This window comes from Bacillus sp. SG-1, from assembly GCF_000181495.1.
Taxonomy (GTDB): domain Bacteria; phylum Bacillota; class Bacilli; order Bacillales; family Bacillaceae_B; genus Rossellomorea.
The window spans coordinates 1-1993 of record NZ_ABCF01000146.1 but is presented as its reverse complement, the minus strand read 5'-3'; the positions used below and the strand labels follow the sequence as shown (position 1 = coordinate 1993).

General features: G+C 40.4%; 2 protein-coding genes, 1 pseudogene and 1 other annotated feature. All 3 genes and pseudogenes read right to left on the bottom strand.

From position 1 onward, the window contains the following. Positions 1–161: 161 nt before the first annotated feature. The 3 genes and pseudogenes from BSG1_RS19225 to rplJ all read right to left on the bottom strand — a co-directional run bounded on the left by BSG1_RS19225 (position 162) and on the right by rplJ (position 1812). A complete protein-coding gene (locus BSG1_RS19225) occupies positions 162–767 on the bottom strand; it encodes a class I SAM-dependent methyltransferase (RefSeq protein WP_006838907.1) in 606 nt (201 codons plus the stop codon). A 120-nt stretch (positions 768–887) separates the two neighbouring features. Next, positions 888–1249: pseudogene (gene rplL, locus BSG1_RS19220) on the bottom strand (50S ribosomal protein L7/L12). Between the two features lie 62 nt (positions 1250–1311). Continuing rightward, the gene (gene rplJ, locus BSG1_RS19215) at positions 1312–1812 is read right to left on the bottom strand and encodes a 50S ribosomal protein L10 (RefSeq protein ID WP_006838904.1); all 501 of its coding nucleotides are present in this window, start codon (positions 1810–1812) and stop codon (positions 1312–1314) included. A gap of 43 nt (positions 1813–1855) precedes the next feature. Continuing rightward, positions 1856–1993: a sequence feature (ribosomal protein L10 leader region), on the bottom strand. This feature is flagged as partial in the annotation.

The window sequence follows — 1993 nt, the reverse complement described above, 5'->3', positions numbered from 1 at the left end:
AAAGAAAAAGGGTTTTACTCCATAAAACCTCATTTTCCACATAACGAGCTATTATTTTATAATCTTTTCCAAAAAATCCAGCATTTATACATATGGACATAATTCCGGAAAATAATATTTTTGCATTTTATAATACTAACATAGCCCCTATGTTACGTCAATTAATTTTCTTTTACCGATTTTAAAATCTGATAGCCTTTTTTCTTCGCTGCCACTTCTGAATTCCCAAAGACTTCTTCCATCTTTTTTTGCGCCGAGGCAGCCCCTTGTTTCTTCTGGATAACAACCCACAGTTCGCCTCCGACAGCCAGATGGTTATAGCTGTCTTCAAGAATTTCATGGACAACTGACTTCCCCGCACGTATTGGCGGATTTGTCAGGACAGCCGAGAAGTTCTTCTCACTGACATTTTTAAAACAACTGCTTTCATAAATAGAAGCATTAGATATTCCATTAGCTCGTGCATTTTCCTCCGCAAGACCAATCGCTCTTACATTAACATCGACCATGTGCACAGTGCGCTCCGGGAAAGCTTTCGCCATCGAGAGTCCAACCGGTCCATAGCCACAGCCCACATCAAGTAACGGGCCTGTAATTTCATTTTCAGTAAAAGAATCGATCAACAAACGGGAACCAAAGTCAATTTCACTTTTCGAAAAAACGCCCTGGTCTGTTTTTAAACGGAATTTATGATCTTTTAAGACTGCCTCTATTGTCTGAGGGTCACTTTCCACCTCAGGTGTACGGGAATAATAATGATTTGTCATCAAAAGCCTCCCATCCGAAATGTTCCAGGCCCTTTTTTCAACAAAGCCTGCATTTATATTAATTCAACTAACAGAACAAAAAAGCCCGCTATATAAGCGAGCTTTTAAATCTGTCGTGAATTACTTAACTTCTACGCCAGCTCCAACTTCTTCAAGCTTAGCTTTAAGCTCTTCAGCTTCGTCTTTAGAAACGCCTTCTTTAAGAGCTTTTGGAGTGTTATCAACAAGTTCTTTCGCTTCTTTAAGACCAAGGCCTGTGATTTCGCGAACAACTTTGATAACTTTGATTTTTTGAGAACCAGCGCTCTCAAGAACAACGTCGAATTCAGTTTTTCTGCAGCAGCGTCTCCACCAGCAGCAGCACCCATTGCTACAGGAGCAGCAGCAGTTACACCAAATTCTTCTTCAATAGCTTTTACTAGATCGTTTAATTCAAGAACAGACATTTCTTTGATAGCGTCGATAATTTGCTCTTTACTCATTTTATATTTCCTCCTATATTATATGATTAGTTTTGTTTTCGGCTGCAAGTTAACTTGCAGGATTAAGCGCCTTGCTCTTCTTTTTGGTCTGCAACTGCTTTCGTCGCCAACGCGAAGTTGCGCATTGGTGCTTGAAGCACGCTGAGAAGCATAGAAAGAAGACCTTCGCGATTTGGAAGTTCAGCGATTGCCTTAACTTCTTCAACAGAAGTTACAGTACCTTCGATGATACCCGCTTTGATTTCAAGAGCTTCGTGTTCTTTAGCAAAGTTGTTAAGGATCTTCGCTGGAGCCACAACCTCTTCTGTACTGAACGCGATTGCGTTCGGTCCAGTCAATACTTCATTTAATCCTTCGAAACCAGCTGCTTCAGCCGCACGACGTGTCATTGTATTTTTGTATACTTTGAAGTCGATGCCAGCTTCACGCAATTGCTTACGAAGTTCAGTAACCTCGGACACGTCAAGTCCACGGTAATCTACAATGATAGTAGATACGCTGTTCTTTAACTTGTCAGAAATTTCGTCAACGATTTGTTTCTTTTGATCAAGAATGCTGCTCATCATTACACCTCCTGTAGATTTCTGATGAACATTCATACCGGTCTATCACAATAAAAATGCCTTCATATCGTTAATAGACATGAAGGCATTGCATACGAATTCCTAAAGAATCGCTATATCGCAATTACCTCGGCAGGAAATTAAGCTTTACAGCCCCTGCTGTCTACGGTACAAATGTTAT

Excerpts from the sequence above, each read along its gene's own strand:
- BSG1_RS19225 (WP_006838907.1), bottom strand. The coding sequence starts at position 767 with ATGACAAATCATTATTATTCCCGTACACCTGAGGTGGAAAGTGACCCT.
- rplJ (WP_006838904.1), bottom strand. The coding sequence starts at position 1,812 with ATGAGCAGCATTCTTGATCAAAAGAAACAAATCGTTGACGAAATTTCT.